The 24,895-nt window shown below is 59.6% G+C and carries 20 protein-coding genes and 2 tRNA genes; 6 read left to right on the top strand and 16 right to left on the bottom strand.

Annotated elements, in window-relative coordinates; genetic code table 11:
- Positions 1–30: 30 nt before the first annotated feature.
- The 3 genes from nadC to FJ404_07325 form a co-directional block, all read right to left on the bottom strand.
- Positions 31–891, bottom strand: coding sequence for a carboxylating nicotinate-nucleotide diphosphorylase (gene nadC / locus FJ404_07335; protein ID MBM3822679.1), 861 nt, complete (start codon positions 889–891; stop codon positions 31–33).
- Positions 892–935: 44 nt separating this feature from the next.
- Positions 936–1,649 carry a response regulator gene (locus tag FJ404_07330; GenBank protein ID MBM3822678.1) on the bottom strand — a complete coding sequence of 238 codons (714 nt, stop codon included), beginning with the start codon at positions 1,647–1,649 and terminating at the stop codon, positions 936–938.
- A gap of 126 nt (positions 1,650–1,775) precedes the next feature.
- Positions 1,776–2,651 (bottom strand): LysR family transcriptional regulator, encoded by an 876-nt coding sequence (locus FJ404_07325; protein ID MBM3822677.1) that lies wholly within the window; start codon positions 2,649–2,651, stop codon positions 1,776–1,778.
- 302 nt (positions 2,652–2,953) lie between these two features.
- Between FJ404_07325 and FJ404_07320 the strand changes: the two genes are divergently transcribed.
- Positions 2,954–3,391 (top strand): VOC family protein, encoded by a 438-nt coding sequence (locus FJ404_07320; GenBank protein ID MBM3822676.1) that lies wholly within the window; start codon positions 2,954–2,956, stop codon positions 3,389–3,391.
- A gap of 32 nt (positions 3,392–3,423) precedes the next feature.
- The gene (locus tag FJ404_07315) at positions 3,424–4,398 is read left to right on the top strand and encodes an endonuclease/exonuclease/phosphatase family protein (protein MBM3822675.1); all 975 of its coding nucleotides are present in this window, start codon (positions 3,424–3,426) and stop codon (positions 4,396–4,398) included.
- Between the two features lie 33 nt (positions 4,399–4,431).
- Here FJ404_07315 and FJ404_07310 read toward each other — a convergent pair whose 3' ends face one another.
- The 3 genes from FJ404_07310 to FJ404_07300 are packed head-to-tail and all read right to left on the bottom strand — an operon-like array spanning position 4,432 to position 6,844.
- Positions 4,432–4,944: a tetratricopeptide repeat protein gene (locus FJ404_07310; protein MBM3822674.1), complete on the bottom strand. Its 513-nt coding sequence runs from the start codon at positions 4,942–4,944 to the stop codon at positions 4,432–4,434.
- A complete protein-coding gene (locus FJ404_07305; protein ID MBM3822673.1) occupies positions 4,941–5,420 on the bottom strand; it encodes a thioredoxin family protein in 480 nt (159 codons plus the stop codon). The genes FJ404_07310 and FJ404_07305 overlap by 4 nt, the downstream gene beginning before the upstream one ends.
- Complete coding sequence (locus FJ404_07300) at positions 5,417–6,844, bottom strand: dihydroorotase (protein MBM3822672.1); 1,428 nt, start codon at positions 6,842–6,844, stop codon at positions 5,417–5,419. Before FJ404_07300 ends, FJ404_07305 begins: the two co-directional genes overlap by 4 nt.
- A 71-nt stretch (positions 6,845–6,915) precedes the next feature.
- On the opposite strand from FJ404_07300, the gene FJ404_07295 reads away from it, so the two are divergent.
- Positions 6,916–6,989 (top strand) — tRNA-Gly (locus FJ404_07295).
- 1,170 nt (positions 6,990–8,159) lie between these two features.
- Here FJ404_07295 and FJ404_07290 read toward each other — a convergent pair.
- The 9 genes from FJ404_07290 to FJ404_07250 all read right to left on the bottom strand — a co-directional run bounded on the left by FJ404_07290 (position 8,160) and on the right by FJ404_07250 (position 16,807).
- Positions 8,160–8,236 (bottom strand) — tRNA-Pro (locus FJ404_07290).
- A 322-nt stretch (positions 8,237–8,558) separates the two neighbouring features.
- Positions 8,559–9,341, bottom strand: coding sequence for a 2-phosphosulfolactate phosphatase (locus tag FJ404_07285; GenBank protein ID MBM3822671.1), 783 nt, complete (start codon positions 9,339–9,341; stop codon positions 8,559–8,561).
- Positions 9,338–10,225 (bottom strand): hypothetical protein, encoded by an 888-nt coding sequence (locus FJ404_07280; protein MBM3822670.1) that lies wholly within the window; start codon positions 10,223–10,225, stop codon positions 9,338–9,340. Before FJ404_07280 ends, FJ404_07285 begins: the two co-directional genes overlap by 4 nt.
- Before the next feature lie 5 nt (positions 10,226–10,230).
- Complete coding sequence (locus FJ404_07275) at positions 10,231–11,841, bottom strand: glycosyltransferase family 39 protein (GenBank protein MBM3822669.1); 1,611 nt, start codon at positions 11,839–11,841, stop codon at positions 10,231–10,233.
- Positions 11,768–12,316 carry an adenine phosphoribosyltransferase gene (locus FJ404_07270; protein ID MBM3822668.1) on the bottom strand — a complete coding sequence of 183 codons (549 nt, stop codon included), beginning with the start codon at positions 12,314–12,316 and terminating at the stop codon, positions 11,768–11,770. The genes FJ404_07275 and FJ404_07270 overlap by 74 nt, the downstream gene beginning before the upstream one ends.
- 23 nt (positions 12,317–12,339) lie before the next feature.
- Complete coding sequence (locus FJ404_07265; protein ID MBM3822667.1) at positions 12,340–13,146, bottom strand: sigma-70 family RNA polymerase sigma factor; 807 nt, start codon at positions 13,144–13,146, stop codon at positions 12,340–12,342.
- 291 nt (positions 13,147–13,437) lie between these two features.
- Positions 13,438–14,490, bottom strand: coding sequence for an ABC transporter ATP-binding protein (locus FJ404_07260; protein MBM3822666.1), 1,053 nt, complete (start codon positions 14,488–14,490; stop codon positions 13,438–13,440).
- Positions 14,491–14,509: 19 nt separating this feature from the next.
- On the bottom strand, positions 14,510–15,976 hold the full coding sequence (locus FJ404_07255; protein ID MBM3822665.1) for an ABC transporter substrate-binding protein: 1,467 nt from the start codon (positions 15,974–15,976) through the stop codon (positions 14,510–14,512).
- A gap of 126 nt (positions 15,977–16,102) precedes the next feature.
- A complete protein-coding gene (locus FJ404_07250) occupies positions 16,103–16,807 on the bottom strand; it encodes a zinc metallopeptidase (protein ID MBM3822664.1) in 705 nt (234 codons plus the stop codon).
- A 254-nt stretch (positions 16,808–17,061) separates the two neighbouring features.
- Between FJ404_07250 and fabD the strand changes: the two genes are divergently transcribed.
- The 3 genes from fabD to mutS all read left to right on the top strand — a co-directional run bounded on the left by fabD (position 17,062) and on the right by mutS (position 21,942).
- Entirely contained in the window at positions 17,062–17,907 is an 846-nt protein-coding gene (gene fabD, locus FJ404_07245; protein ID MBM3822663.1) for an ACP S-malonyltransferase, read from the top strand.
- 261 nt (positions 17,908–18,168) lie between these two features.
- Positions 18,169–19,245, top strand: coding sequence for a peptidase (locus FJ404_07240; GenBank protein ID MBM3822662.1), 1,077 nt, complete (start codon positions 18,169–18,171; stop codon positions 19,243–19,245).
- A gap of 141 nt (positions 19,246–19,386) precedes the next feature.
- A complete protein-coding gene (mutS, locus tag FJ404_07235; GenBank protein ID MBM3822661.1) occupies positions 19,387–21,942 on the top strand; it encodes a DNA mismatch repair protein MutS in 2,556 nt (851 codons plus the stop codon).
- Between the two features lie 7 nt (positions 21,943–21,949).
- Here mutS and FJ404_07230 read toward each other — a convergent pair whose 3' ends face one another.
- Positions 21,950–24,748, bottom strand: coding sequence for a tandem-95 repeat protein (locus tag FJ404_07230; GenBank protein MBM3822660.1), 2,799 nt, complete (start codon positions 24,746–24,748; stop codon positions 21,950–21,952).
- Between the last annotated feature and the right edge of the window lie 147 nt (positions 24,749–24,895).

The raw sequence follows: 24,895 nt of genomic DNA, 5'->3' as shown, positions 1-24,895 counted from the left end.
AGGCAGGAGAAGGCAATGACCCGACACGCTTCATCGCAGTTCGTCGAAATCCAGGCTCCAGTCGGCCGCCGGAGCGGAATGGGTCAAGGCCCCAACCGAAATCTCATCGACGCCAGTCAAGGCCACCTCACGAACGGTTTGCAGGTTGATGCCGCCGCTGGCTTCCGTCCGCGCCCGCCCCCGGCACAGCGCGACCGCACGACGGAGGTCGACCAAAGACATGTTGTCCAGCAGGATGAGCCGGGCTCCCGCCGACAATGCTTCTTCAACGTCGGCAAGAGTGTCGGCTTCCACCTCGATTTCCAGATGAGGATAGGCCGCCCGGGCTCGCTCCACCGCCGCACGAATCGATCCGCCCGCCTCATCCGCCAGCGCGACCCGATGGTTGTCCTTGATCAGGATCCGGTCAAAGAGTCCGAGGCGATGATTCGTTCCCCCTCCGCATCGCACGGCATATTTTTCGAAGACCCGCCAGCCCGGAGTCGTTTTTCGCGTGTCCAGAATACGTGAGGACGTCCCGGCAATCGCCTCAACATAACGTGAGGTGAAGGTGGCGATGCCGGAAAGCCGCTGCACAAAATTCAGGGCGGTTCTCTCAGCTGTCAGCATCGGGCCCGCCCGGCCTCGAACCTCAAGGGCACAGCCGCCGGACTGGATCCGGTCCCCATCCCGGGACTGAAAGGAAACCCGGCAATCGGGATCGAGGAGCCCAAATGCTTCCGACGCCCAAAACAAACCGCAGACGATCAAGTCCTGCCGCGCAACCATCCGTCCGATGGCCATGCGATCGAAAGGAATGGTGGCAAGGGTCGTGGCGTCACCCGGCCCCACATCCTCTCGCAACGCTTCCCGGACCGCCCGCTGGATCAGTTCGGCATCGACGCGGTCAATCTGGTTTCCAGCTTGGGCAGGCCACGGAGGTTCCGGCAAGACGCTCACACCCTTGGGAGGCTTCTCCAGCAACCCCTCAACTTGAGGCTCGTCACCATGACAATGGGGGTGTAACGGTGCTGGACCGAAGCCCTCACTTGGGTGGCGAATGCGAATCCATCCATCTCCGGCATGTTCACGTCCGCGAAAATAAGATCGAAATGATTGTGCTCCACAATCTTCAATGCGAGGACGGGTTCTGAAACATTGACCGAACGAAGATTGGCCGTTTCCAGCGCCGACGTGACCATTTGCAGCGACAACACGTCGTCATCCACCACAAGGGTCAGGGAAGGCAGTTCGCGAAGAGGCGGCGATTCGGAGGCCTGCTGCACGAGATGGATCATGAAACTCAGCGCGTCGGTAATCGTGCGGAGCGTGGAGGAATTGACGTTGGAGGGATCCTCCATCAACTCTTTCAGCAGCGCTTCCATCGCGCTCGCGAGATGCGCGAGTTTGACGAAACCCGAAACACCAGCGCTGCCCGCCAGGGGATGGATGGCCTCGTACAGCTCGAAGACCGGCGTCACCACGGAAGGAGGGGCAACTTCGTTCACCCGCGGGGCAAACCGCCGCAAATCAAACGAGGCTTCTCGTCCGATGATTCCCCCCAAAAAGTAGATGGCGGAAAGAACGACGACCCGGGTCAAGGTGGTGAATGAAAGCGCCTTCATCTCCGACTGAAGGCGTTCCTGGAGTTTGGAAATCAGTTCGACCATGGCTGGCGAGGAACCGGAGCCCCGGCACCCTGTCGCCTTCCGCAACACATTGCAAACCGAAATTTCCCCCGCCCGGTGCGCCGGTCATTCCGCATACCCTTGACTCCGAGCAGGTTAAAACACGCTTTACTCTTTGATGATGGAGAGAAACTGGCGCATCGCGGGGGAAAGCACTTTGTTTTTCTTGTAAATTGCAGCCAGCGGGCGAAAGAACTCGGCATCCTCGAATTGGACCTGAGCCAGGGTTTGCTTGGCCACCTCTTGGGCAATCGTGGCCTGAGGCACGATCGCAATCCCCGCCTCAATCTCCACCGCTCGCTTCACCGTCTCGATATTGTCAAATTCCATGACATGGTTCACCGTCACGTTCGCATCCTTCAGGATCTTGTCGATCGCTTTGCGCGTCGGAATATCCGGTTCGAACCCGATGAACTTCTGGCCCGCGATCGCCGTCAACTTGATCGACTTCAGCTTGGCCAGAGGATGATGAGGATGGCAGATCAAAACCATGGAATCCTTCCGCAAGGGCACCACCTCCAACTTGCTGTCCCGCGACGGATACGCCACCAAACCCAAATCCACGACGTTGCTCAGGACATCGTCATACACCTGATTCGAACGGCGGTATTCGACATGCACGTGCACGGTCGGATACGACCTTAGAAACTTCTTCATGTAAGGCGGCAGATCATGCAACCCAATGCTGTAAATCGTCGCCACCCTAATGGTGCCGGAGATGATGTCTTTGATCTCCTGAAGTTTGCTGTGAAGGGAGTCGTAAGTCTGAATAATCTGCTTGCTATACTCGTAAAGCACCTGGCCCTCCCGCGTCAGCCTGAACTTCTTTTTGCTCCGCTCGATGAGCAAGGACTTAAACTGGCGCTCCAGCGAGCTGATCTGCTGGCTGACAGCCGACTGCGTGATCTGGTTAATCTGGGCCGCCTTCGTGAAACTTTCGGTTTCAGCCAGGTCACAGAACACTTTCAGACTCTCGATTTGCATCCACGAATTACATGCGAAAACATAACCCGAGTCAAATGCCACGAACCCCGCGCTCCGCACGCGGTGCATCCAGAGAGGGTCAGTGACCGGGTTGTCGTGGTCACGCCGACAGCCCTGTCTGCTGTAACGCAGGCTGCCCAGCCTGCGGGGCGACGAAGGGAACCCGGCGCGTGGAGAGCCTGGAAGGGCCTCGTTCTTCACCCACGGGACCGACGGGCCTTCGGCGATACAGCAGGCTGGGCAGCCTTCCGCCACACGACAGACCACTTCGGGATGCACGGCTCCGCTCGCCGGACACAAAAATCCCATCGCCTTCGGAGAACGTCCACCCTAGGCTCCTCCCATGCCCGCCCCCTCTCCCCCCCCTCCTCACAGGAGAAATCGGCCAAATCGCTCTCGTGGTGCGGAGCCTGCCCCGTTCGATTGCTTTTTATCGCGACAGCCTTGGATTGCCTCTGCTCTTCGAAGCCCCACCCAAGCTGGCCTTCTTTCGCTGCAACTCGGTCCGGCTCATGCTGAGTGAGGGCGAAAAACAAAGTTCGAACTCACCGTCAACCACGGTGATTTACTTCAAAGCGGCCCCGTTGCAGAAAATCCATTCCGAACTCCTCCAGCGCGGTGCGACCTTCGAGGAGCCTCCTCATCTCGTGGCCCAAATGCCCGACCACGAATTGTGGATGGCTTTCTTCCGCGATCCGGATGGCCATCCCTTCGGACTCATGGAGGAGGTCCGGCCTTGAAGCCTTTCATCCCCTCCTCCCGGCCCGAATCTTTGAATTCAGCTTCGGATCGCTTCCCAGTACCAACAATCCTCGGCCCTCGATCGTTCCTTCGCGCCATCGGGTTTGGCCTGTGCGCGCTGGCCTTCTGGGGTTGCGCCACCGTGGCCGAGGAATTCCGAGTCATGACCTTCAACCTTTGGGTCGGAGGGGAATCCGGCAAGCAACCGCTGTCGCAATCCGCCAAAGTGATCACCGCAGCCAAGGCCGACATCGTAGGGCTTCAGGAGGCATTGGGCACCGAAGTCGGCGGGCAACGGCCCGACCGCGGACGTGAGATCGCTTCCCTGCTTGGATGGAATTATTTTGCACAGGGCTACGGCCGCGCCCTTCTCACCCGCCATACCATCGTCGAAGGCTCACCCCGAAAATGGGGCGCCCGAATCCGCCTCGCGTCAGGCAAAGAAGTCTGGATGTTCAACGTGCATTTCGCACCCGCCCCGTATCAGCCTTATCAACTCCTCAGAATTCCCTATGGGAATGGCCGATTCATCAGCACGAGCGCCGAGGCGGTGGAAGAAGCCATCAAGTCGCGCGGAGACCAAGTCCGCGAATTACTCGAGGATATCCGAACCGCCGCGAGCCTCGGATGGCCCGTTTTCTTGACGGGGGACTTCAACGAACCGTCGCATCGAGACTGGACCGACCGCGCCAACCGCGCGGGACTCTGCCCCCTGCCCGTCCCCTACCCTTCGACTCTGGCTGTTGAGAAGGCCGGTTTCCGCGACGCTTACCGCGTGGTTTGGCCCGATGAAGCCGCGCGAACGGGATGGACATGGACGCCCACGACCCTCCCGAATGACCCCAAAGACCGTCATGACCGCATCGATTTTGTTTTCTATCGAGGGACCGGCATCGTCGTGCGGCGATGTGAGGTTGTCGGCGAGGATCGCAAATTCGCGGATATCGTGGTCACTCCATATCCTTCGGATCATCGGGCCGTGGTGGGAACCTTTGTCTTGCCCTGACCCGGCGCCGGAACCAGTACCGGATCCCAGCCGTCAAAGTTCGGCCACGCGCTCTTTCAAGGCCGCCAGATCCGGGTCTTTGAGGGCGAGATCCTTGATGAATTTGATGTCGCCAGCCGCTTCCATGGCCGCGTGGAGGAGATCCCAGGATTCTTCCAAGCGGCCCATTTGAGCCGCGTAGCAGGCGAGATTGTAGGGGATGATCGGTTCCTTCGGGAAAAGTTCCCGTGCGGGACAGAGGGCGGACCAAGCGGCATGCAATCCACCCCCGTGACTTCGGCGCAGAGCATAGGATCGATGCACATATCCCGAAGGCCGCCCGGGATCCATACGCATCAGGTCCAATGCGACGTGCAAAGCCAGGTCCCAGTTTTCCATCTTGGCATAAATCGACCATCGCAACTCGAGGGCCTCGGGATGCTCCCGATACGTCGGACTCAACCGTTCCAAATCGTGCAGCGCATCTGCAGGAAGTCCCAAATCCAGCCAGCCACTGGCCGAGTTGAAGTGGTGGCTGTCAGGGGGCTCGAAGGGTGTCACGCTCATGGGGAGAGGGAAACCGGCGGTTCCGGACGGGGTTCAATCCAGGCAAGATGGCGCTCCCACCCACCCCCGAGATAACCTTGAGCTTTGCGCAGTTCCTTCCCCTCTCGGTCGAGCAAGACGAGAGTGGGGAAAACCTCTACCTGGTAATTCCTCGCCAGAGCATGATTGGTGGCGGAAAGCTCCGGCGCGAGTACCTTGCGTCGCGGAAAGTCCACTTCCACCAAGACCAAGTTCGATTGGGCGTACCGCCTGAACTCCGGGGTTTGCAAAACCCGCCGCTGCAATAGCTGGCAGGGTGGACACCAGTCCGATCCGGTGAAAAGCATGAGCACGCGGCGATTTTCGGCGATCGCCTTTTCTCGGGCTTGGGCCAGTTCCAACACCGTCATCCAAGGCAAGGGGGGGTCCATCGCACAACCCGCCAGCCAGGCCGCGCAGAGTAAACCGCCCATTCGCGAAAACCCGGTGAGGCTCATGGGTTCACGGTTAAGGGGGCCAAGCCGGCAGCCACGCCAGCGCGAGTCAACTCGGGCCAGTCGTTCCACACGAAGCGACCGCCCACCATGGTGGCCAGCGCTCTTCCGCGCAACTTCCAGTCGAAGAACGGACAATTGATGGCTTTGCTGAGTGTCTCATTCTCGCCCAAACTCCAGTAAGCCTCAGGATCCATCACCGTCAGGTCCGCCTCCACTCCCACCGCCAGCGTCCCCTTGTCCCTCAAGCGCAGCACCTTCGCCGGGACGGAGGTAAACTTCTCAATCACTCGAGCGAGTGGAAGTCGCCCCGCGTGATAAAGTTGCATCAAAGAAAGAGCCAGTTCGGTCTCGAGGCCCGTGATCCCGAAAGGAGCATGATCGAATTCCACGTCCTTCTCGTCGGCGACGTGCGGCGCGTGGTCGCTGGCCAGCACTTCCAGAGTGCCATCCACCAGTCCCTCCAGGATGGCGAGACGATCCGCCGAGGAGCGAAGGGGGGGGTTCATCTTGAAACGCGTGTCGTAGGCAGGCCAGGCAGGCTTGGGTTGCATCGCCTCAGCTCCCCAGACGCCATCGCCATCCGCTTTCCAAAAGGCCTCGCTTCCGGCAACCGCCGCGTCGGTGAGCACGAAATGATGCGGACAAGCTTCACCTGAAATCGGCACCCCGCGGCCTTTGGCTTCGCGCAGCAGCCGAACGCTGCCGGCGGCGCTGATATGCTGGCAGTGAATGGGTGTGCCGGTGAGCTCGGCCAGCAGGATGTCCCGCGCCACGATCAACTCCTCCCCGCTGGAGGGCCAGCCTTGGAGCCCCAACACACTGCTCCAGTAGCCCTCATGCATCTTGCCTTCAGAAACCAGGGAATAATCCTGGCAGTGATCCATCAGTGGCAGATCAAACATGCCGGCGTATTCCAAGGCCCGGCGCATCAGCTCGTTGTTCTGCACACAATGACCATCGTCGGTGATCGCCACGACGCCGGCCCTCTTGAGAGATCCAATGGGCGCCAGTTCCGTCCCGGCGATTTCTTTGGTGATCGCTCCGGCCACCCGCACTCGCACATGGCCGTGCCGCTCGGCACGTTCCAAAACAAACGCGACTTCCGAAGCCGAGTGAATCGCGGGCTTGGTATTCGGCATGCAGACGACCGTCGTAAACCCGCCCCGGGCCGCAGCAGCCGTCCCTGTGGCAATGGTTTCCTTGGCACTCTGGCCGGGCTCGCGCAAATGCACGTGCAAGTCGATCAATCCCGGCGTGATGACCAAGCCGGCGGCGTTCAAACGCGTGGTGTCGGCCTCGGCCCTCGCGTCGGCCTCGCCTCCCAACGCGGCGATCTTGCCCTCCTCAATGAGGATTGAAGCGGTGGTGTCCAAGCTCTGGCTCGGATCGATCAACCTTCCTTGGACCAAGAGGCAGGACTTCATGAGCCTCGAGTCTACACGGAGCCTGATTGACAACTCAAGTCCGGCACGTATCATGCCGAAACCTTAACGGTGCGGGTGTAGCTCAATGGTAGAGTTCCAGCCTTCCAAGCTGGCTACGTGGGTTCGATTCCCACCACCCGCTCCATTTTCCATCTCCTCTCAGACCGCTTTCCCAGCGCTCGTGGCCCACACCGCGTCGAACGCTAAGGCATCAGCCACGCCGCTTCGTCCATGTGAATCAAGAAATCGCCCTCGCTCGGTTTCGACCAGGAAACACGCGACCGAGCTGCCGGAGGTGCGCGAGTTGCTCATCAATGTTTAGCCCGAACGACGCGACACAGTGACGCGCCGTCCAGCACGCCCGCCACGAAGAATCGAACCCGAGATCTTCGCCCCCTGTCCCCAGCGCCTCCCCTGTTCCAGACTCCTCGGCCCAACCACGCCGTCACGCTGTCCACGATGTGGCGCCGTGAACGGCGCGCTCCGAAGGTCACGGCTTCATGCCGGGTTCAAACCATCGGCGGAATCACCGAAGTTCATGAAGACAGCGACGAGGGAGATGGGGCAAGATTGGGATCATCTCCGAGATCGCTGTCACCATCGGACTTTCCCCTCGACGTTTTCTTTGCGTCCTTTGCGTGAGGAAAAGCAAGATCCTCTCACCCAACCCGTAACACGGCGCCATGGGCACCATCGTGATCTCGGGATAGGATTCGAGATCTCAGTCCCCAAAGAACTACTTCCTCTTCCTGCGAAGCATGAGCGGGCAGAGGACCGAGGAGAGGGGCAGGCTGAGAATGCCCCTCTCTCCGGCTCTCTCCCCACTCGTGCCTCGCGGGGCGAGAGGGAAAACGGTGTGATGCCCGTGCTGAGCCAGCGGCCTGTAAATGAAGTTAAACTCTACTGGGTCGCACCGTGAGGTCGGACGGCTCTCACGAAGGCACCGAGAGAAAGCATCTGAGACCTGTCTCACTCACGCCGCCACCGGTTCAAGCATGTTCCCCCATCTCCGTGCTTTCGTGACTCCGTGAGATACCATTCCATTCCTGTCTCATCATTCGATTCGAAGGTTGGGATCATGAACCCGCGAGGAAAACATGATGGCTCTGTCCCCAGGGTCCTCGACCGGACCGAGCGTTCTGCCCATTTGGCTCAATCGTACCAAACCTTTGCCCGTTTGGGGGTTGGTGGACGGTTGGCGTCCCAAACCTCCATTCCAGGATTCTAGGCGGGCAAGTCGTTGGTTTCCGGGGGATTCTGACGTTTTAAGGAGTGTTCAGACCTTGTGAGCTTTCTGCCCTCCCCGGCAAGAAAATGGTCGGGACGGTGAGATTTGAACTCACGACCTTCTGAACCCCATTCAGACGCGCTACCAAGCTACGCTACGTCCCGGCCATTGCGCCTCCGGTAAACCGGCTGCGGAATGCTCATTCTAAGGACCCCACTCCCGATTTCAACCCCTTTTCAACAATCGCCCGCAAGCCCGATGCATCCCGATGTTGCCGGTGATGCAGGTAGGGCGCGTCCGTCTCGGCGCGCCGCCGGAGCATGATGTTTTGCATCCAGTGGACGGCGGGCTGGGACAGGCCCGCCCTACCAACAACATCGGGATGCACGGCCGCAAGCCCACCACGCACCCATGCTCAATCGCCAACCAACCCTTTCATGCAGCAAGTCTGCATACTCGAAATCCCTCCCCTCACCCACGGATCAGTCAAATCCGAACATGTCCTCTTTCGTCCAGCCAAGGCACAAACTCCAGGTCGTCCAGCCTCGCGCACACCTCGATATCCGGAGCCAACTCCTCCATCGCCGCCAAACGCAATCCGTTCTTGGTCTCCGCCAAAGCCTTCGCCAGGTTGCTTCGCGCGGATTCGTACAACGCCAGCGCCATCCGCCAGCCATCGCCCAACCTGGCGTCGTCTCGCGCAACGTCGGCCACCATCGCGGCCAACGCCCCGGCACTCAAAACGTCCTCCATTGCGGATTCCTCCCCCGTCCCACTGCAGACCAGAAGGAGCCGACCCGGTTTCAGATCCCGCAACCGCGCTGCCAGCGCCGCCCTGTTCCGCAAGGCGCCTACGAATGTCCGCTGAGCGCCTGCGCAAGCACGCAGCGCACGGGTCCCGTTGGTCGTGGTCATAACGACGCGTCGGTCCGCGACCTTTTCCCGCGTGTACTCACGCGGAGAGTTACCTAAATCGAATTCGACGCCGCCCGACAGAGCGGCGGAAATCCTGACGCCGCCCCGCTCCCCACCCAGCAAAACTTCCGGATCATGCAACCGCCAGCCCACGGCCTCCTCGATCGACCGCACCGGAACAACCTCCATCGCTCCGTTAGCCAGGGCGGTGACCATCGTCGACGTCGCCCTCAGCACGTCGAACACCACGCAGACAACTCCTGCGAGAGCATCAGGTGAAAGGGCCTGAAACTCGGCCGGACTGAACAAAACATCCCATTTCGATTTCATAGGTTCACGCGGCACCGGCATCATGCCGGAGCCTCCCACGGCATGCCATGCACCCGGGCGTAGTGAAACAGATACTGCTGGGCATAACCGCCGTGCGGACCGAAATGACGGGCCGCAAATTCTCGCAGTTGATCCAAGGACACGAGCTTTCCCTGGAAATACAATTCTCGGAGCGCCCTGGCGATCCAAACGTCCACCGGAAAGGCCTCCGCATGGGCTCCTGTGAACAGGAGGACACAGTCCGCCACTTTGGGTCCCACTCCAGGCAAGTTCATCAATTCCGCCCGCGCTTCGGCGATCGGCAGATTCGCCAATTCGCCCAACCGGAACTCACCCGTCAAAACGCGCCTTGCCGCCTCCACCAAATAAGCCGCCCGGAAACCGGCTTTGCACTCGCGCACCACTTTCTCACCCGCCCTCACCACCGCTTCGGGCAACGGAAACGCGTGCCGCACTTCCGCGTCTGGCGGCGCTCTCAATCGGTCTCCTAAGCGCAGGCACAGGGCGGCGTAGATCTGCTTGATCTGGGTAATTTGCTTGGTCGAGGAAAGGATGAACGATGCCAAACACGTCCATGGATCTTGCTTGAGGAGGCGCAATCCCCGGCAGGCCGCCACCGCCCGGCGCATGACCGCATCTTGCGGAAAACTCGAAAGAATCGGACCCAAGGACACGCCGGCACCCAGAAAATCCAGAATCTCAGCCGGCACCGCCTCCCCGGTGGAGTTTCCCATCCATTCGATTTCGATGGATTGGTCGCGTCCGCATAATCGCATCCAGCAGGAGCTCACGGAACCTTCCCATCCCGAAGGCGTGGCCCGAAATCCAAAGACCTGGCCTGAATCCAACGTGGCGTCCAAGTCATAGTCCTGGACCGGCACGATGGCGTGGCAAAGCCGCATGGTCATCCTCCTTACTGAAGCCGACGGCAGGCAAAAAGTTGGATCCGATGGAAAACCCTTCCACCATACAAGACCTCGCGCACCCCTAGATCGGTCACGGCCTCAAATTCCGCCACCAAACTCGGCGGAGGTTCATGCGGTTCCTTGACTTGCTGCACAAACAGGGCGTTCTGGCCTTTCCGATCCCGATAGCCCGGCCAAAAATAGAACTGGTTCAGTGGAACATCCGAACTCCGAAAAAAGATCCCGCGCTCCGATGACTCTTTTCCGCGCGCTCCCGGCGTGTAGAATGAGAGCAGGCTCGTCGTACCGTAATGTTCCCCGATGACGAACCACGGAGCACCGTCCGCCTCAAGCCGGCGCTTCTCGGTGTCCACCAGGCGCGCCATTTCCGACCATCCACGAAGTCGTCTCAAGGGATCCGCCTTCGCGGGCAATGCGATTCCCGTGAACTTTGCGATCAGGTCCGTATCGTGGGCAAGCATGAGCGGAAGGATCAGCGCGGCTACTCCAATCTTACCCGCCAAGCCCACCCACTTCGCACCTTCCCGATCCCGGCGCTCCCAATAAACCGCCATCAATGCCAGCAAGGGGAGAATCGAGGGAGCAATCCAATTCGGCTGCACCCGTGCTCGAAGCGTATAGACCAGGTAAAACAAGAAAATCGGAGCTCCCATGATCAGGAGATAGGTCTCGAGCGCTCTCCGCGGCGGTTTGCGCATCACGAAGAGGGCGGCGCCCACCATGCCGGCAAAAAAGAGCGGATGGAGCAGCAGGGGCTCCACCACGAGGAAATCCACCAGAAAACGCGTGGTGAACGTCCACGCGCGATCCAATCCCGCCCGCTCGTGCAGATGTGTCAGGGTGATCCAGCCATGGTGATGGTTCCACCAGAGCACGGGCAAAAAGAACAATGCTTGAATGCCCAAAGCCAGATACAAACCCGGCCGCCGCCAGGCTCGCTTCGCTTCCGCCGAGGAAACCAAACAAATCGCAAACGAAAGCCATTGGAACAAGGCCGTATACTTGCTCAGGAAACCAAAACCCATCGCCAATCCGGCCAATCCCCACCACTTCCAGCAGTCCCTCTGCAGCGCATAATAACCGGCCACCATCGCGAGGGTCCAAAAAAACACATTCAGTGGATCGACCGTCATCAGGATCGCACCCACCCCCAGCAAGGGCGTGACCGTGGCCGCCATGACCAGCCAGAATCCGGCTCTGGGACAGGCCTCCCGCGAGAGAAAGCACAACAAGACCGTCAGCCCCAAAGCCGTCAACAACGGGGAAAGGAATCGCAATCCGAATTCAACGTCTCCCCAAAGCGCGGTTCCCAACCCGTGACTCCAGGCGATCAACGGTGGTTTGCTATAATAGGAAAGCGCCCAATGCTTGGACCATAGCCATTGATACGCCTCGTCCTCACTCAACTCAATGCGCCCGGACGCCAGATATACCCAGCGCACCACACAGACTGCCCAAATCAACGCGTAGCCCCACCGACCATATCCTAGCTCACGTTCCGATTTCGAGGAATCCACACCGGTCTCAGTGCGGGGATGAGTAGTGAAGGATCGAACGAACAGGAACTCCCGGAAGACGTTGGCGTCCGTCCAGAAAATCCAACTCGATCAGGAATGCGACCTCCACGATGCAGGCGCCCACCTTTTGCAGAAGTTGCACCGCCGCCCCCGCCGTCCCCCCCGTGGCAAGCAAATCATCCACCAGGAAGACGCGGGAACCGGCGCGCACTGCGTCCTCGTGCAAGGCGATGGTATTCTCGCCGTATTCGAGGGCATAGCTCTGCTCATGCGTCCGCCAGGGCAGTTTGCCTTTCTTACGAATGGGCACGAAACCCGCACGCAGCCGGGTGGCGACCGCGGAGGCAAAAATGAATCCCCGGGCGTCGATCCCGGCCACGAAGTCCACCCCCCCACGGGCATGACTGCCGGCCAGCATCTCCACAGCGCCCGCCAGCAACCGGGCATCCTGGAGCAAGGGCGTGATGTCCTTGAACTGAATGCCGGGCTTCGGAAAGTCAGGCACGTTCCGAATCGCGCTGCGCAGATCGTCGGTTGAAACGGGTGATGCGGTCATGGTCGGCGGTCGAATGCCGCCGACTATGTTCGAACCGCCTCGACGCGTTCAATCACTTTGCGCATCTTCCGCAACGCGATGTTCTGAATCTGGCGAACCCGCTCCCGGGTGACCCCAAAACGCTCGCCCACTTCCTCGAGCGTCCGCTCCGGGCCTCCGTCCAGACCGAACCGATAACGAATGATGGTTGCCTCCCGGGCGTCCAAGGTCTTCATCGTCTCCGCCAGCATCAACTGGACCGTCTTCTCCTCCAGTGATTCATAAGGCGTATCCGCGTTCTCGTCCGGAACCACTTCCGAAAACGTGTTCTGTTCATCGTCCCCGATCGGGGCGTCCAAAGAGGCCGGCCGAATCGCCGCCGACCGCAAATGCGCCACGCGGGATGCGGTCATGCCCATTTCTTCCGCCAGTTCATGATCCGTCGGTTCCCGGCCCGTCAGTTCCTGCAGCTTCATCGCCGTTTTCCGCATGCGCGAAATCTTGTCCACCAAGTGCACGGGCAAACGAATGGTCTTCGACTGATTGGCCAAGCCTCGCTTGATCGATTGCTTGATCCACCAGGCGCCATAGGTCGAAAGCTTGCCACCCTTCGAGGGATCGAATCGCTCCACGGCTTTCATCAAGCCGATGTTGCCTTCATTGATGAGATTCAGCATCGGCAGGCCCAACCCCTCGTAGTCATGCGCAATCTTCACCACCAAGCGCAGGTTGGCTCGGATCATGTGTTCGCGCGCTTGCTTGTCCCCTTTTTTGATGCGGGCGGCCAGCGCGATTTCTTCCTCGGGCGTCAGCAAAGGCACTTTGCCGATTTCCTGAAGGTAGAGCCGCATCGAAGTTTCTCCATCGTAGGGGTGCCTTTCGGTTCTGACACTGACCTCGGCGGTTGGTGCTGGACAAGGCTGAGCGGGCGCCGCCAGCGCTACCCGAGGATCAATCGCGGTGACCGTCAATTCCGTTGCGGACGCCTCGAGATGCGTGGAATTGGCGCGGATCTTGGGGATCGGCACCCGTGTCCGGACCGTGCGGGAAGCGCAAGGGGTCAGCCTGCGTCGAGGAGTGGAGACGAGCCCACCCAAGTCATTCTTGAGATCAGATCTTCGCTGCTCCTTTAGCGGAGCGGCTTAACAAGGTAACACGAACGTATCCACTGCCGGGACGTGCGTCACTGTGGCCGTGCCTATCTGACGCGCGTGGTCTGGATTTTGTTCAATGGCCCTGATACTCAGCATTCCCTTTGCCAAGAGAACGTATTCCTCCATCTCGCCTCCATACGAGCTGCGCTGAACTTTCGCCTCGAAACAATTCTCTTCCGCATGGCCAAAACGAACCGCCTCGGGCCTGAATCCAAGCCAAACCCGTTCCCCCACCGCCCACCGCCGTTTCCCTGTAGTCCTCCAATCCCCCAAGGATGTCGCCACCCATAACTGACTCTCCTCAACTTTCACCACCTGCCCCTCGAGCCAATTCGTCTCACCGACAAAATCTGCGACAAAACGAGTCGCGGGACTTCGATAAATCGATTTGGGATGCCCCACCTGCACGACTTCACCACGGTTCATGACCGCCAACGAAGTCGCCAAGGAGAGCGCCTCCTTCTGATCATGCGTTACGTACACGGTCGTGATTCCGGTTTCAGCATGAATGCGACGGATTTCCTCCCTCAATTCCACTCTCAGACGCGCGTCGAGATTGGACAAAGGTTCATCCAGCAAGAGAAGCGAAGGCTGAATCACCAGCGCCCTCGCCAAGGCCACGCGTTGCTGCTGGCCTCCTGAAAGTTGGGTAGGCCGGCGCTCTCCGTACGCCTCCATCCGGACCCGTTTCAGCGCGTCCTGAACGCGGCGGTCTTTCTCCTCGCGCGGAACCTTTCGAACCTCCAACCCGTAGCCCACGTTGCTTCGGACGTCGAGATGAGGCCAGAGGGCGTAGTTTTGAAACACCATGCCGGTGTTCCGTTCATGCGCGGGAACACCCGACATCTCTCGGTCCCCAAACCGAATCGTCCCCTCATCGGCTTCCACGAATCCTGCCAGCATGCGCAAGAGCGTGGTTTTGCCGCATCCCGACGGACCCAGCAGGAAAAAGAGCGATCCAGCAGGAACATGCAACGTGACTTCTTTGACCACGGGTTGTTCGCCGAATCGTTTGGTGATGCGCTCGAGTGTGATGTCCATGTCCGTGGCAGCCCCTGGGTCATTTGTTCTCAGGACGAGTGGATGGGAGGGAATCCGGCCCGACTTGCCGCCCCTGGCGGCCCACTTCGCCCGGCTTCAGGCCTTCTCCTCGATCCGTGAATCGGCGATACTTGTCCAAGGCCCAGCGCTGCCATTGATTGCGATATCGGTTGCGCAAACTCGCATCTTTCCATTCTTCCCGCGCCAAACGCATGGCTTCCGATGCGGATACCGGGACCCGCCCAAATTCCTCAAGGTCCTCCGCTTTCATCCCCTTTCGGATCACGATGCGCCAGGCCGATTTCAACTCGTCGTGCACGTCCACAAACACTGATCCAAACAAGGCGGCAACGACGTCCCGTCTTGCCTTGGCGACCTGGGTGTCATACCGGAAGCCCTCTTTTAATTTGAACGGCGAGTGTTCAATCAAACTCATCCCTCGATAACGATCATAAAAATCGGGCCGAACCACCATCCGATCGATGGAAAACCGCCGGGCGCCTTCCGGATGGCCCCTGGGGAGAAACCACAATTTCTGACCTTCCTCGCCAAGGACGTACTCGAGAAATCGCCCTGCCAATTCCCGGCGAGTCGTCCCTTTCAAGATCCCAATGCCGTCAGGACTGACCGCCGTAAAATCCGCCGGCAAAACATAAGAGACTTTGTCTTTGCCCGCCGCCGCGACCTGGGTGAACCCGTAAAAGTCGATCGCGAATCCATAGGCCACCTCGCCTAAAGTCACCTCCTTCGCGGTCATCGTCGAAATCCGGTCAAATTGACGAACATTGCCTGCAATCCGAGCCAGCGTCCGCCATCCTTGATCCCAGCCCTCCGCCTGCAAAAAGGCCTCGTACATATTATTCATGGTGCCACTGTTCCGAGGGTCGCCCGCGGCCACCCAACCCTCCAATCGAGGGTGGGCAAGGTCCTGCCAGCGGCTGGCCGGTGGGAGTTTAGCCCATCGCTGCACTTCCAGATTCTGCAGAATGCCAAAGCTCGAAAGCGCCGCCCCATACCACCGAAAACCCGCATCATACACTTCGAGCCCAGGAGCCGTCCTTGGAATCCCCGCCATCACAGCCTCCGGCAGACGCACGGATTCCAACAACCCTCTGGTGGCCAGAATGAGATAAGGTTCCGAACCTCCCCCGAAAAGAACATCCATCCCGATTCCGTTTGGCTTGCCTTCAAATTCGGACAGGACAAAACGCAAGGAATCCGAGGATCCCCCCATGACCCGCCATTCCACCTCCACCGCATATCCGAACCGCTGCTCATGCCAACGTGCGAACCCATGCCCGAATTCCCATCGAATCGCCTCATTATGGGGGGAAAGCACACGCAACGAGACGCGATCCCCCGTTGCCGCCGTGCTGCTCAGGCATCCCAAGAAAACCCCCAAGATTTCCAGCCCGAGAAGGATCCACACCCGGCGCATCCGATCCGGAGTCAGATTCGAAGATGGCAAGGGAGAGAAGCGGATCATGATCGCGCTCGCTTGAGACCGTGGATTCTTCCAGGGCCAGGCCGCAGGCTGGGCCAAACCGGTGCCAAGAGAAAAGCGCCGGGGCAATCATGCCCCGGCGCTTGCCATCCCGCCAGCCGAGAAAAATTAATGGTCCGAACTGCGCCGCGAAATCATGACCAATTGCAGCAATTGAAGCAGGGAACTGACAAGAGCTGCAACGTACGTAAGGGCCGCCGCATTCAACACCTTGCTGACTCCGGCGGTCTCCCGATTCGAGATCAACCCAAGCCGGATCAATTGTTCTTTGGCCCGGCGGCTCGCATCGAACTCCACCGGAAGCGTGATCAGTTGAAAAAACGTGATCACGAGGAAAATGCCGATGGCGATCCCAATCATCTTGTGGAACATCGCCCCGCCCAAAATCAATCCGAGCACGGTGATCCCCATCCAGGCCATCGACGCGAAGTTGGTGATGGGAACCATCGCCATGCGCAGATTCAAGAAGGAGTAGGACGCTTGGTGTTGCAACGCGTGCCCCGCTTCATGAGCGGCGACCCCGACGGCCGCAAGCGAGCGTCCATGGTAATTTTCCGACGACAGAAACAGGGCCTTTTTCATCGGATCGTAATGATCGCTCAAATGACCCGCCACCTCATGGACAGGCATGCTCCTCATCCCCGCTCGATCGAGAATCTCGCGAGCGGCTTCGGCCCCGGTCAACCCCATCTCGTTTCCTACCTGGGTGTATCGACCGTAAACACGCATCAGCTTGAATTGAGCGTACATGCCCAGCAACACACCGGGGATGATCACCCACCAGAATTCCAAGGATAAGAAGCCAAGTGTCATAGTCGTATTGGAACTTGAGTCTGCCAATGCTGTCAATTTCAACCCCGGCTCAAGCCGGAGTCTATACCCGATGAGCTTAAGAGATGCCATGAACCGGACCGTTGCGCAACTCGAGGATTGCCCGGAAATCCAGCGAACCTAACCCTTCACCCTCCCACCTCGAGTGTCACCCAGTCGCAAGCAGTGCCAGATTGTCCCTTCGCCGGGCGAATTCCTGATCGCCAAGGCGGGGTGGTTGTTGAAGAATAGTTTCCATGAAAACGGCATGGATGTTCCCCGGTCAAGGCTCCCAAAAGCCAGGCATGGGATCCGGACTTTTTGAATTATTCCCTGAACTCACCCGGGAGGCCGACGCCATCCTTAGATACTCCATTCAAGACCTTTGCCTCCATGATCCGGCTCAAAAGCTCGGGCAGACTCAATTTACGCAGCCGGCACTCTTCACCGTGAACGCGTTGAGTTTCTACCAGGCCAGGCAAATCCAGGGAAAGAGCCCCGATTGCCTCATTGGCCACAGTCTCGGCGAATACAACGCCCTCCTGGCCGCGGGGGTGTTCGATTTCGCCACAGGACTCAAACTGGTTCAGCGACGCGGGGAATTGATGTCCCAGGCCACGGGCGGCGGCATGGCGGCGGTGGTGGGGCTTGACCAGGATCGCGTGAAGGTTCTGCTCCAGGATCATGGCCTGACCACCATCGACCTCGCCAACTTGAATGCTCCAACCCAAATCGTCATTTCAGGCCCGCAGGCGGACATCACGCGCGCTCAAACGATCTTCGAAACGTCCGGGGCTTCCATGTTTGTTCCCTTGAAGGTCAGCGGTGCTTTTCATTCTCGTTACATGCAGCCTTCCCGCGAGCAGTTCCGGGAATTCTTGGCGGGATTCACATTCGCGGCTCCTTCCCTGCCGGTCATTTCCAACGTCGAGGCCCTGCCCTACAACGAAGACCGCACGGCGGAACTGCTCGCCAACCAACTCACTCATTCCGTGCGCTGGGTGGAATCCATCCGCCATTTGATCGAGCTCGGGGTGAATGAATTCGTCGAAATGGGGCCAGGCAAGGTGCTGACCGGATTGGTCCGGAAGATCAAGCTCTGATCAAGGCGTCGACCGCGTCGTCAATCTGCGCCGCGTGAGGGCACGCGGTGTCCATGACAGTTCCCAACGCAGGCAGGCCGGGTCTCCCGACCCGGCGCGCCGCCGGAGCATGATGTTTTGCATCCAGTGGGCGGAGGGCTGGGACAGGCCCGCCCTACCAACAACATCGGGATACACGGGTGAAGGTCCTTCGCCTCAGAATTCGTTGGCTGGCGAGCGGAGATTCTGCCAGATTTGCACTCATCCTACGCGGTCAATCGTATGAAACATCCATCCTCGATTTCTCCATCCTCGCCCTCGTGGTCTCGCCGCCGATTCCTTGGCCTTTCCGCCGGTGCGGCGGGCGCCGCCATCACGTTCCCCTCCCTTTTCGGGGCCACGGACAAATCCGGAAGTCGTCCGGTCGTCATTGGAGCGGGCTCCCACACCTACGAATGCCATCATGGCTGGGGCAAACTTCCCTCTCATCTCACCTGGGGCGAAACGCACGGAGTCGCCGTTGATTCGCAGGGTTTCGTGTACATCAAACACAACACGGGTCCGACCAAACGCGTGCAAGATTCGATCGTCGTGTTCGATCCCGAAGGACAATACGTGCGCAGTTTTGGGGAGGAATACCATGGCGGGGGGCATGGTATCGATCTGCGCAAGGAGGGATCGGAGGAATTCCTCTACCTGTGTTCGACGCGCCAACGGCTCGTCACCAAGACAACCCTGAAAGGCGACATCGTTTGGGCATGCGCCACGCCGGGAGAGCCGGGAGTTTATAAAGAAGGAAAGAATTTTGTCCCCACCAATGTGGCATTCGCCCCGGATGGTGGATTTTTCGTCGGTGACGGTTATGGTTCGAACTACATCCATCGTTTCGACGCGAAAGGAAAATGGCTCCAGACTTGGGGCGGAACCGGCACCAAGCCTGGCGAGTTCAAGACTCCTCACGGATTGTGGTGGGACGATCGCAAGAATCTGCTTTGCGTGTGCGACCGGGCGAACGCGCGGCTCCAGTATTTTCAGCCGGATGGGACGTTCGTCAGCCTGGTTGAGGGTCTGCTTTTTCCGGCTCATCTGGACACGAAGGGCGACGTTTTGCTGTGTCCCGATCTCCACGCACGGGTGACCTTGTTCGACCGAGACAATCAGGTGATCGCCCACCTAGGCGAAGACCCGGAGTGGCGCAAGCAAGTTCTCGATGGTTTCAAAATCCGCTCGGAGCCCGGACGCTGGCAGCCAGGCAAATTCATTCACCCGCACGACGCTTGTTTTGACTCGCAAGGAAACATTTTCGTGGTGGAGTGGGTGGCCACGGGCCGGGTGACCAAGCTGAAGAAACTGGCTTGATGCCTGAACCAGCACCGCTCCCCGGCGCAAGTCCGAGCCGCGCACCGGCCTGACGCTTTCGCAAAAGTTGCCTGCCGGGAACGGGAGAAGAAACGCATTCGGTCAAGGAGGGTCATGCCTGACGAGCCTCAACTCACGCCCATGATGGCCCAGTACCGCCGGGTCAAAGGGGAACTGCCGAAAGAGGCCCTGCTGCTCTTTCGATTGGGAGACTTTTACGAGATGTTCCTCGATGACGCGGTGTTGGGCGCGTCGATTTTGGGAGTCGCCCTGACCAAGCGGGGCGACGCTCCCATGTGCGGCATACCCTACCATGCCGCGGGAGGCTATATTGCCAAAATCCTCAAGGCGGGACACAAAGTGGCGATCTGCGATCAAGTGGAAGAGGCGAAGCCCGGCCAGTTGGTCAAGCGTGAGGTGACTCAAATCCTGAGCCCGGGAACTCATTTTGACGAAAGAATGCTCCAACCGGAGCGCAACAACTTTCTCGCCTCCGTCTCCCCCGGGCGCGGAGGCATCGGCCTCGCGGTGGTGGATCTGACCACGGGCGATTTTCGCGCCACGGTCGTCCCGGACACGCCAGCCTTGCTCGGGGAACTGGAGAGGCTGAAACCCTCGGAGATCGTGGTTCCATCGACCGCCGCTTCACTCGCCGACACCTTGCGGGCGGAGTATCGCTGTCTGACGCCGTACGACGACTGGGTTTTTGCCCCCGAGAACGCATCGTTCACGATGCTGGATCATTTTAAAGTGGGCAGCCTGGATGGTTTTGGCTTGAGGAGCAGCCCTTCGGCCGTCGGCGCCGCCGGTGGGGTGCTCCATTACCTCACCCACCATCTGCGGCGGGACATCCGGCATCTCACGCGATTCACGTTTTACGTGAACAGCGATTTCCTCGTGCTGGATTCGGTTTCCTTGCGGAACCTGGAGATTCTCGATCCGCTCCATCCCGATTCCCCGCGCGGATCCTCGTTGTTTCAATCCATGAATCGGTGCGTGACACCGATGGGCGCCAGAAAACTGCGGGAATGGCTCGTGCAACCGTTGTCATCCCGCATCCCCATCGAACGCCGTCAGGACGCCGTTGAGGCATGGATGAATCAACCACGCATTCTGGAAGATTTTCGTCTGACGTTGAAGGAAGTGCGGGATCTGGAAAGAACGGTCAATCGGTTGAGCATGGGCACCGGAAACGCTCGCGACCTGGTGGCGTTACGGGGAGCGCTGGAGCAGGCGCCGCGGTTGACCGCCTTGCTCCGCGACTTGCTCTCGCAGCCCGACCCGAACCGGGCCCTGGCGCTACCCCTCCCCCCGCCCCAAGACACCGACGCCCCCCAACCGCTCGAACCGCTTCTTGCGGAACTCGCCGGAGGCGTGGCCGACTTGCCCGAACTCGCGGACGCCTTGCGCCGGGGCCTGGTGGATGATCCCCCCCTGGCCGTGAAAGAAGGCGGCATGATCAAGGATGGCTTCTCTTCCGATTTGGATGAATTGCGGCGGGCCGGACGGGACGGCAAGGAGTGGATCGCCCGCTTGCAACAGGAGGAAATCGAGAAGACCGGGATTCCGTCCCTGAAGATTCGCTTCAATTCCGTTTTTGGCTACTTCCTCGAAGTGACGAAAACTCACTTGGACAAGGTGCCTCCGCACTATATTCGCAAGCAGACCATCGCGAACGGCGAGCGCTATTTCACACCGGAACTGAAAGAGATGGAGGGAAAGATCCTGGGAGCTCAAGAGCGATCCACCAAGCTGGAGTACGAGCTTTTCCTTCAGCTTCGGGAACGAGTGCTCGGAATGCTCTCGGCGATTCAAGGAACCGCGTCCTCCCTGGCGCAGTTGGACGTGCTCGCGACCTTCGCCGAGAATGCCAGACTTCATCGGTATTGCCGTCCGAAGGTGGGCGAGGAGGGCATCTTGTTGATCGCAGAAGGGCGGCATCCGGTTCTGGAGCAATCCGTGGTGGCGGATCGTTTTGTGCCGAACGACACGGATCTCGATCCCGCGCAACGCCAGATCGCGCTGATCACCGGTCCAAACATGGCCGGCAAGAGCACCTACATCCGCCAAGTGGCGCTGCTGGCGATCATGGCGCACACCGGGTCCTTTGTCCCGGCCGACTCCGCGCGAATCGATCTGGTGGACCGTATTTTCACGCGCATCGGTGCCAGCGACGACCTCGGTCGAGGTCAGTCAACGTTCATGGTGGAAATGAGCGAAACCGCCCAGATCCTGAACAGCGCATCTCCAAGCGCGCTGGTCATCCTGGACGAGATCGGGAGAGGAACGAGCACCTTCGACGGACTGAGTCTGGCTTGGTCGATTGTCGAACACGTTCACAATCAAGTGGGGGCGAAGTGCTTGTTCGCAACGCACTATCACGAGCTCACGGAATTGGCAGGAAAGCTGGCAAGGGTCCGCAACTTGAATGTGGCGGTGCGCGAATGGAATGATCAGATCGTGTTTTTACGCAAGATCATCGAAGGAGGGGCGGACAAGAGCTATGGCATTCATGTGGCGCGCCTGGCGGGCGTGCCGAAACCGGTGATCGAGAGAGCCAAGGAGATTCTGGCCAATCTCGAAGCCTCGGAACTCACACCCGAAGGCAACGTGCGTCAATCCGCCAAGCACCGAGCCGAACGGCAGAAGCTCAGGGATTTAAGCCCGCCTCCGCAATTGGATCTTTTCGGTCTTTGATTGCCGCTCAGCGCGGCCCCACGATTGACCAGGACGGTCCAGGCAGCATGACCGCCACCGGAAGCCGGGTCAGGAGGGATTCGCCGTTCATGAGGCGCACGGCGAGCTGGCCGAGGGCATCTTGTTCAACCAGATCGGGACTTCCGTCACCATTATAATCCGTGACGACCGGCAAGAGTGAGGTTCCCGGCGATGCAAAGAGCAACGAACCGCGCACGAGCGTCCTTCCGTCCATGTACCAAAGCGCGGCCCGCCCGTCAGGATGGGCGAGCAGCAAGTCGGGTTTTCCGTCCCGATCAAAGTCGGCCGCACCCTTGACCAACCAGCCTGGTTCGGCGGCGCGATCCGGCACCAACGCCGCGGTGGAAAGCAAGGTTGTGTCGTTCAGGTGAGCCACTTGCAGCGAGCCATCCCCGGCATGCTGGAAGATCAAGTCGGGGTGACCGTCACCATTAAAGTCGCCCGTGGCCGAAACTCGAAACTCCGCGGCCAGCGGCGAGGCCGGGGTTAACAGGGAAGCGCCCCCCTCCCGCAGCGTCATGCCCTCCATGTGCCAAACCGCGCCACTGCCGGTAGGATGTTGAAAAAGGAGGTCCGGCTTGCCATCTGCATCGAAACCCGCAGCGCTGAGCAGTTTCCATGATGGATCCACCAGAGGGGAAGGTTGGAAGAAATCGCCCCCGGCCAGGACCGCTCCGCGGAAAAACCAAGCCGCGAGCTCGCCGGTGTCGCTTTGCAGCAAAAAACTGGCACTCCCGTCGCCTTGGAAATCGCGACCTGGATTCGCCAGGGTTGTGCCACCGCTCAAAATCACTTCCACATCGAAGGAAAATCGCGCGGTCAATCCCCCTTCGTCGCGGACCAGAAGCGAGAGCGTGGTCCGCCCGCTCCGACTGCCCAAGCGCAGGTCCATTTTGCGCGAAGACGGATCCGGCCCGGGAGCAACGCTCACCTGGCTCACAATCGAACTGTCGCCTGAGGAGGAAAGCAGGAACAAGTCATCCAAAGGAGTCTCCCGGTCGAAGATGAGGAACGTCGAGTCGAGCCTGATCACTCCCCCTGCCGGGCCAGAAACACGAACCAGACCGACTGACAGCGAAGATACCTCAGGCGGTTGATTGACACGGGTCACGTCCACCTCAAAAGACTGACTCACCGGGTCCACACCATCGTCCACCACCACGGTCACCCGAGCCCGTCCTCCACCCAGAACCGCCGGCGTCAAGGTGAGGCTGCGACTGGCCCCGGCACCATCGACCCTGACCGATCCGGGCGGAAAGAGCGCGGAATTATCAGTCCCTGCTGAAACAAACAGAACTTCCAAAGGATGATCGGTATCGCCGACCGTGAAGGGGATCGGCGCGGAGGCTTGTCCCTCGGCAATCGTGAGCGGCGCGAAACTGGTGAGGGTCGGGGGCTCGTTAATCGGCGAGACGGTGACGGTAAAATGAACCGAGGAAGCCGCACCCACCTCGTCCATCAGCGTGAAATCGACAAGAGCCGAACCCGAGAGACCGGCGGCGGGAGTGAACACCGCTTGGTCGAGGCGGGGTGCAACGGTGATGGAGCCCGCGGGAAACAATGCCTCGTTCGAAGTGGTGGGAACGATGCGCAAAGATGAGATGGGCGCGTCCAAGCTGGAAAAGCTCACCGGGAGAATGATCGGCGTGTTCTCACGTGTGCGTTGATCGCCAATCGGATGCAAGACCGGGCGATCATAAACCGCATCCACCCGCACCGGAATGATCAACGTCGTGGTCGCAGCGCCATCCGAGGCCTTGAGCGTCACCGTATTGTGCCCGAATCGGTTTGGAGCCGGGGTAATCTGTAGCGTGCGGAAGGGGCCGGAGCCTTGGACTGAAACCTCCAATGAAGGAATTCCAAAATCGACCGGGCTGGTTGCGGACAACGTCAAACTGGATTCGGGGGAATCGATGTCCAGCAGCGTCAGGGGAACCGTGAGGGTCGTGTCCTCAAAGACCGCCTGTGCGCCAGGATCGAACAGGATGGGCGGGTCGTTTTGAGGGGTAATCGTCAGCAAGAAAGTCGCGCTGACCGTCGCGGCTTGTCCGTCAGTCACGCTCAAAGTAATGCTGAGGGTGCCGCTCTTGTTCGGTTGCGGCTTGATCGACAGAGTTCGATCTGCCCCGGTTCCCGAAATGGTCAGATCCGAATTGGCCACCAGGGTTGTATCCGAAGCATGCGCCACCGTGGTCAGTGCCTCAACGGGTGTCTCGGAATCTCCAACACTGAACGGCACTGCCAGCACCTGATCCTCCGGAGTCGTTTGCGCCGCGGGGGTCGAAAGGGTGGGAGGGTTATTATCGGGAACCACGGTGACGGTGAACGTTTGTGGGGAATCGGCCAGATGGGGGTCGACGGCAAGGACGGTGATGATGGCCGACCCCAGGGGATTGGCCGCGGCGGCGGACAGACGAATGGTACGAGATGCTCCAGAGCCCCCCAGCGTGATCTGAGTGAGCGGCATAATGGTTTCGTTGCTGGATTGCACCTGAACGTCGAGGGACGATACCGCATCATCCACATCCCCGATGGTGAAAGCGATCTCCGCGGTCGACTGGCCGACCCGTACGGATTGCGGCCCAATGGCGGTAACCGTGGGGGCATCGTTGACCGGAGTCACCGTCAGCGAGACGGTGGCCGGATCGGATTCCAAGGTGCCATTGGTCACTTTGAAGGTGAAGGAATCCGCCCCACTGGTGTTGAGGGAAGGCGTATACGTGTAATTGGGCGCTGTGCCCGTCAACGTTCCCCTCCCCAAATCCACGGGTAAGCCTGGGTGCATGGAAATCTCTGATTTTTCCTGTCAGGAAAACTGCATGAAATCTCCAGGGAAACGCTAGGTCGGCCACCCAAGCTCGCGGAAGTGTCCTCCCGCGGGGCAGAAGCTTCGTGTTCTCACAGTCGGACCGCTTCACGACAAAAGGCCGCC

The organism is Verrucomicrobiota bacterium (assembly GCA_016871495.1).
Lineage (GTDB): Bacteria > Verrucomicrobiota > Verrucomicrobiia > Limisphaerales > VHDF01 > VHDF01.
Note: the sequence above shows the minus strand (reverse complement) of the source record. Positions and strands in the feature narration are given on the sequence as shown.

What these genes read in the sequence shown, in the direction of transcription:
- FJ404_07330 (MBM3822678.1), bottom strand. Translation starts at nt 1,649, where the DNA reads ATGGTCGAACTGATTTCCAAACTCCAGGAACGCCTTCAGTCGGAGATG.
- FJ404_07310 (MBM3822674.1), bottom strand. Translation starts at nt 4,944, where the DNA reads ATGAGCGTGACACCCTTCGAGCCCCCTGACAGCCACCACTTCAACTCG.
- FJ404_07260 (MBM3822666.1), bottom strand. Translation starts at nt 14,490, where the DNA reads ATGGACATCACACTCGAGCGCATCACCAAACGATTCGGCGAACAACCC.
- FJ404_07230 (MBM3822660.1), bottom strand. Translation starts at nt 24,748, where the DNA reads ATGCACCCAGGCTTACCCGTGGATTTGGGGAGGGGAACGTTGACGGGC.
- fabD (MBM3822663.1), top strand. Translation starts at nt 17,062, where the DNA reads ATGAAAACGGCATGGATGTTCCCCGGTCAAGGCTCCCAAAAGCCAGGC.
- FJ404_07250 (MBM3822664.1), bottom strand. Translation starts at nt 16,807, where the DNA reads ATGACACTTGGCTTCTTATCCTTGGAATTCTGGTGGGTGATCATCCCC.
- FJ404_07280 (MBM3822670.1), bottom strand. Translation starts at nt 10,225, where the DNA reads ATGACCATGCGGCTTTGCCACGCCATCGTGCCGGTCCAGGACTATGAC.
- FJ404_07300 (MBM3822672.1), bottom strand. Translation starts at nt 6,844, where the DNA reads ATGAAGTCCTGCCTCTTGGTCCAAGGAAGGTTGATCGATCCGAGCCAG.
- FJ404_07285 (MBM3822671.1), bottom strand. Translation starts at nt 9,341, where the DNA reads ATGATGCCGGTGCCGCGTGAACCTATGAAATCGAAATGGGATGTTTTG.
- mutS (MBM3822661.1), top strand. Translation starts at nt 19,387, where the DNA reads ATGATGGCCCAGTACCGCCGGGTCAAAGGGGAACTGCCGAAAGAGGCC.
- FJ404_07305 (MBM3822673.1), bottom strand. Translation starts at nt 5,420, where the DNA reads ATGAGCCTCACCGGGTTTTCGCGAATGGGCGGTTTACTCTGCGCGGCC.
- FJ404_07240 (MBM3822662.1), top strand. Translation starts at nt 18,169, where the DNA reads ATGAAACATCCATCCTCGATTTCTCCATCCTCGCCCTCGTGGTCTCGC.
- FJ404_07265 (MBM3822667.1), bottom strand. Translation starts at nt 13,146, where the DNA reads ATGCGGCTCTACCTTCAGGAAATCGGCAAAGTGCCTTTGCTGACGCCC.
- FJ404_07270 (MBM3822668.1), bottom strand. Translation starts at nt 12,316, where the DNA reads ATGACCGCATCACCCGTTTCAACCGACGATCTGCGCAGCGCGATTCGG.
- FJ404_07255 (MBM3822665.1), bottom strand. Translation starts at nt 15,976, where the DNA reads ATGATCCGCTTCTCTCCCTTGCCATCTTCGAATCTGACTCCGGATCGG.
- FJ404_07325 (MBM3822677.1), bottom strand. Translation starts at nt 2,651, where the DNA reads ATGCAAATCGAGAGTCTGAAAGTGTTCTGTGACCTGGCTGAAACCGAA.